Here is a 5,407-nt window from a genome sequence, read left to right as displayed (position 1 = left end):
GAGGCCATCGTCGCGGAAATTCTCAGCACGATCACGGCTTGAACGCCTCCGAACTTTCCCTATGTCACGATCGTAACAAAAGCGGTATAAAATGAGATCAATCTATCAAAAACTGTTGTGCGTCGCACAAGACGGACACAGACGAACGAGCCGATCTCATGTTGGAAACCGCCTCGAAGTCCATCGTCGCGTGGCCCGGTAAGCCGCCGGTTCCCGCGCCCGCACGCAATCCCGGTGTGCCGTTCGATCTCGCCTGGCTCGACGGGCTGCGCGTGAATCTGGCCGCCGTATCGCGGCGCGCCGCAACGCTCGGCACGCGCCGCGCTGTCAAGAAAGATGCGCAGGCCGCGTGGCTGCTCAAAGCGATCACCTGCATCGACCTTACGACCTTGAGTGGCGATGACACGCATGCGCGCGTCGAACGCCTGTGCGCGAAAGCACGTCGTCCATTGCGGGATGATTTGCTCGATGCGCTCGGTATGCCGCCTGCGTCGATCAAAACTGGCGCCGTGTGCGTCTATCACCGCTATGTGAAGACGGCGGTGCATGCGCTCGAAGGCAGCGGCATTCCGGTCGCGGCGGTATCGACGGGCTTTCCTGCGGGTCTCAATCCACACGACCTCAAGTTGCGTGAGATAGAAACCTCGGTGAAAGACGGTGCATCCGAGATCGATATCGTCGTGACGCGCGAGCATGTGCTCACGGGCAATTGGCAAGCGCTTTACGATGAAATGCGCGATTTCCGCGCGGCTTGCGGCGATGCGCACGTCAAGGCGATTCTCGGCACCGGCGATATCCGCACGTTGTCGAACATCGCCAAGGCTTCGATGATCTGCATGATGGCCGGCGCGGATTTCATCAAGACATCGACCGGCAAGGAAAGCGTCAATGCCACGCTCGACGTGTCGCTCGTGATGGTGCGCATGATCCGCGAATATCTGGCGCGCACGGGCGTGATGATCGGCTTCAAGCCGGCGGGCGGTGTATCGACGGCGAAGACTGCGCTCGAATATCAGATTCTTATGAAGGAAGAGCTTGGCCGCGAGTGGCTCGAGCCGGATCTGTTCCGCATCGGCGCATCGAGTCTGCTTGCCGATATCGAGCGCCAGCTCGAGCATCATGTGAGCGGACGTTACTCCGCGTTCAACCGTCATCCGGTTGCCTGATTCACGCGAAACCCCTATAAAACAAGCCTCATGAGCGTAGCCGAATACTTCTCCTCGATGGAATACGGACCCGCACCGGAAGACGATCGCGCCGCGCGCGCATGGCTCGATCAGCACGAAGGTCGCCTCGGTCACTTCATCAACGGCGCATGGCAGCAACCTGCCGACGACGCGCAACGTTTCGAGTCGCGCGAACCGGCAACGGGCCGCGTGCTGGCATCGATCGCGCAAGGCACGAAAGCCGATATCGACGCCGCCGTGCAAGCCGCGCATGCAGCGCTCGAGTCGTGGCAAGCGATCGGCGGCGCGGGCCGTGCGCGTCATTTGTATGCGTTGTCGCGCATGGTGCAGCGTCACAGCCGTTTGTTTGCGGTGCTGGAGTCGCTCGACAACGGCAAGCCGATCCGCGAGTCGCGCGATATCGATATCCCCCTTGTTTCAAGGCACTTTCTGCATCACGCGGGATGGGCGCAGTTGCAAGACAAGGAACTCGCCGACTGGGCGCCGCTCGGTGTGATCGGGCAAATCGTGCCGTGGAATTTTCCGCTGTTGATGCTGGCGTGGAAGATTGCGCCCGCGCTTGCGCTGGGCAATACGGTGGTTTTGAAGCCTGCGGAGTACACGCCGCTGACGGCGCTACTGTTTGTGGAACTGGCGCATCGCGCGGGGCTTCCAAAAGGTGTGCTAAATGTCGTGACGGGTGATGGCAGCACGGGTGCTGCGCTTGTCGAACATGAGCGCGTGGCCAAAATTGCGTTCACGGGTTCGACCGAAGTGGGCCGTCAAATCCGCGCAATCACGGCAGGCTCGGGCAAGTCGCTCACGCTCGAACTGGGCGGCAAGTCGCCCTTTATCGTATTCGACGATGCCGATCTCGACAGCGCCGTAGAAGGCGTAGTCGATGCGATCTGGTTCAATCAGGGGCAGGTGTGTTGCGCAGGCTCGCGTTTGCTGGTGCAGGAAGGCATCGAAGCGCGTTTCGTCGATAAACTCAAGCGGCGCATGGAAACCTTGCGCGTGGGCACATCGCTCGACAAGGGCATCGACATGAGCGCGATTGTCGATACCGTGCAGCTTGAACGCATTCGCTCGCTGGTGGATCGCGGCGAAGATGAGGGATGCGAAATATTCCAGCCGTCGCGGTTGACTTTGCCCGAAGGCGGCGCGTTTTTCCCGCCCACGCTCGTGACCAAGGTGTCGCCTGCATCGACACTCGCGCAAGAGGAAATCTTCGGCCCGGTGCTGGTGACAATGAGCTTCCGCACGCCCGAAGAAGCCGTTGCGCTGGCCAACAATACGCGTTACGGACTGGCTGCAAGTGTATGGAGCGAGAACATCAGCCGCGCGCTGGATGTCGCGCCGCGCCTGCAATGCGGCGTGGTGTGGATCAACGCAACCAATCTATTCGATGCAGCGGTAGGCTTCGGCGGTTATCGTGAGTCGGGCTTTGGGCGTGAGGGCGGACGCGAAGGCGTTTATGAATATCTCAAGCCGCGCGCGTGGGCTAAATTGCCTAAACGTGGTGAAGCCAAAGCAGCCGCTGCAAAAGCGGATGCGCTAACCGATAACGTTAGTACGTTAGATCGGACGGCGAAGCTCTTTATCGGCGGTAAGCAGGCGCGTCCGGACAGCGGATATTCGCGGCTGGTTTATGCGCCGAATGGCGAGATTGTCGGAGAAGTCGGCGAGGGAAGCCGCAAGGATATTCGTAATGCCGTGGCCGCCGCGCGCAGCATGACGAAATGGTCTTCCGCCAGTGCGCATAACCGTGCGCAAGTGCTTTACTATCTGGCGGAAAATCTTAGCGCCCGTGCCGATGAATTCGCTAAGCAATTGGCCGTTCGTGCAGGCTATAACGAGCGCGATGCAAAACGCGAAGTGGAAGCATCGATTGCGCGATTCTTTACGTATGCCGCCTGGGCAGATAAATACGACGGTGCCGTGCATGCGCCGCCGCTGCATGGCGTGGCGCTTGCCATGCACGAACCGCTTGGCGTGATTGGCGTGGTGTGTCCGGATGAAGCGCCCTTGCTTGGCTTCGTTTCCTTGATTGCGCCTGCGCTTGCCTTGGGTAATCGTGTGATCGCGGTTCCCAGCGAAAGCTGTCCGCTAATGGCAACCGACTTCTATCAGGTCGCGGATACATCGGACGTGCCGGGCGGCGCGCTGAACATTGTGACCGGCGATGCGCGATCGCTCACGCAAACACTTGCCCAGCACGACGATGTCGATGCGCTCTGGTGTTTCCACGGCGCTGCTTTGTCAACGCTGGCTGAGCGCGAATCGGTGGGGAATCTCAAGCGCACCTTTGTCGATCAGGGCCGTGTATTCGACTGGCACGACACATCGAGTGAAGGCTTGCCGTTCTTGAGGCAAGCGGTACAAGTGAAGAATATCTGGGTGCCGTACGGAGATTAAAACGGCATCGCATTGACGCAAAGACGATTCAAAGGGCGCAGATTTCGAAACGAAACGCGCCCACGCATGGAGGAGACACTGTGCTGAAGAATATCAATCCGTTACTGAACGCCGAGATCCTGTATGCGCTCGCCGCGATGGGACATGGCGACGAAGTCGTGATCTGTGACGCCCATTTCCCCGCCGATTCCGTCGCGCGGCAAACCGTGCTGGGCCGTGTATTGCGGGTCGATGGCGCGAGCGCACCGCGTGTCGTGCGCGCCGTGCTCTCGGTCTTGCCACTCGATACTTTCGTCGATGATCCCGCTGGCCGGATGGAAGTGGTCGGAGACGCATCGACATTGCCGGCCGTGCAGCGCGAAGCACAACGCGAAGTGGACGATGCGGAAGGCCGTGATATGCCGTTCGCATCGATCGAACGGTTTGCATTTTATGAGCGCGCCAAGCGCGCCTATTGCGTGATTGCTACCGGCGAAGCACGCGGCTATGGCTGCTTTATCTTCAAGAAAGGCGTGCAGCTCGCAGCGGATGCACCGGAAGGAGGCACACGATGAAAAGCGTAGTCATCCTTGGTATTTATGTGACCGATCTTGCCTTTCGCGCGCAGCGTATGCCTTTGCTTGGTGAAACCGTTGCAGGCTCTGCATTCAAAATGGGACCGGGCGGCAAGGGCTCGAATCAAGCTGTTGCAGCGGCGCGCGCAGGGGCCGATGTGATCTTCTGCACGCGAATCGGCGCTGATGCGTTTGGTGAGATTGCGCAAGCGACGTGGGCTGCGGAAGGAATTACATCGCGCGCCACTGTCATGCAGGATACGGCCACCGGCGCGGCACATATTTACGTCGATGAAAACACGGGTGGCAATGCGATCATCGTTGCAGCGGGCGCGGCAGGCACGCTCGTTCCTGAGGACGTCGATAAGATCGAAGACGATATTGCCAGTGCGGCCGTGTTCGTCACGCAATTGGAGCAGCCCATTCCTGCTGCACGGCGTGGCCTTGAACTCGCTAAGAAACACGGCGTAATCACGGTATTCAATCCCGCACCCGCGATGCCGCTTACCGACGATATCTATCCGCTCTGCGATTACATCACGCCCAACGAAACTGAGGCGGCCACGCTCACGGGCATTTCGATCACTAACGTCGAAGATGCACGCCGCGCTGCTGACGTATTGCTTGAGAAGGGCGCGCGTGCGGTCATAGTTACTTTAGGCGAAGCGGGCGCTTTGCTGCATACATCGAATGAATCAACGTTGGTGCCTGCGTTCAATTGCGGCCGCGTGGTTGAAACAGCGGGTGCGGGCGATGGCTTTACAGGCGGCTTTGCGGCGGCGCTTGCCAGAGGCAACAGCCCGGCAGACGCCGTACGTTTCGGTTGCGCCTTGGCGAGCCTTTCGGTCACGCGTCCGGGCACCGCACCTTCAATGCTGCGTCTCGAAGAAATCAACGCCGTGCTCGAACAAAGGAGCGTTGTGCAATGAAGCGCTGGCTTGCGGATCGACAGTTTAATTTTCTGATCGGCGTGAACGTGCTCGTGATTGTCGTAGCAACGATGCTTTCGCGCGGCCAGTTTCTCGATATCGACAATCTTCAGTCGATGGGTGGCCAGTTGCCCGAACTCGGATTGCTTGCGCTCGGCATCATGTTGTCGATGGTCTCGGGTAATGGCGGCATCGATTTATCGGGCGTAGGGCTGGCCAACTTGTCGGGCATGGTCGCGGCCTTGCTCTTGCCACACATGGTCTCCGCCGATGATTCGCCCGCGCTTTATACGGGCGTATTCGTGTGCATCGTTGTGGTGATGGGCGCGATTGGCGGCTT

The 5,407-nt window shown here is 59.5% G+C and carries 4 protein-coding genes and 1 pseudogene; all 5 read left to right on the top strand.

The window, feature by feature from the left end:
* Window positions 1–158 precede the first annotated feature (158 nt).
* Window positions 159–1,166: a deoxyribose-phosphate aldolase gene (deoC, locus tag P7F28_RS03445; protein WP_277183039.1), complete on the top strand. Its 1,008-nt coding sequence runs from the start codon at window positions 159–161 to the stop codon at window positions 1,164–1,166.
* 30 nt (window positions 1,167–1,196) lie between these two features.
* A complete protein-coding gene (locus P7F28_RS03440) occupies window positions 1,197–3,584 on the top strand; it encodes an aldehyde dehydrogenase family protein (protein WP_277183038.1) in 2,388 nt (795 codons plus the stop codon).
* Window positions 3,585–3,664: 80 nt separating this feature from the next.
* Window positions 3,665–4,138 carry an RbsD/FucU family protein gene (locus tag P7F28_RS03435; RefSeq protein ID WP_277183037.1) on the top strand — a complete coding sequence of 158 codons (474 nt, stop codon included), beginning with the start codon at window positions 3,665–3,667 and terminating at the stop codon, window positions 4,136–4,138.
* Window positions 4,135–5,067, top strand: coding sequence for a ribokinase (gene rbsK, locus P7F28_RS03430; RefSeq protein WP_277183036.1), 933 nt, complete (start codon window positions 4,135–4,137; stop codon window positions 5,065–5,067). The genes P7F28_RS03435 and rbsK overlap by 4 nt, the downstream gene beginning before the upstream one ends.
* Window positions 5,064–5,407, top strand: a pseudogene (locus P7F28_RS03425) (ABC transporter permease); the annotation flags it as partial. The gene rbsK and the pseudogene P7F28_RS03425, both read left to right, overlap by 4 nt.

This window comes from Caballeronia sp. BR00000012568055 (genome assembly GCF_029439455.1).
GTDB lineage: Bacteria > Pseudomonadota > Gammaproteobacteria > Burkholderiales > Burkholderiaceae > Caballeronia.
The sequence above is the reverse complement of the archived record's forward strand: the minus strand, read 5'-3'. Positions and strand labels throughout refer to the sequence as shown.

Coding starts and splice junctions, on each gene's coding strand:
- deoC (WP_277183039.1), top strand. CDS start 159: ATGTTGGAAACCGCCTCGAAGTCCATCGTCGCGTGGCCCGGTAAGCCG.
- P7F28_RS03440 (WP_277183038.1), top strand. CDS start 1,197: ATGAGCGTAGCCGAATACTTCTCCTCGATGGAATACGGACCCGCACCG.
- rbsK (WP_277183036.1), top strand. CDS start 4,135: ATGAAAAGCGTAGTCATCCTTGGTATTTATGTGACCGATCTTGCCTTT.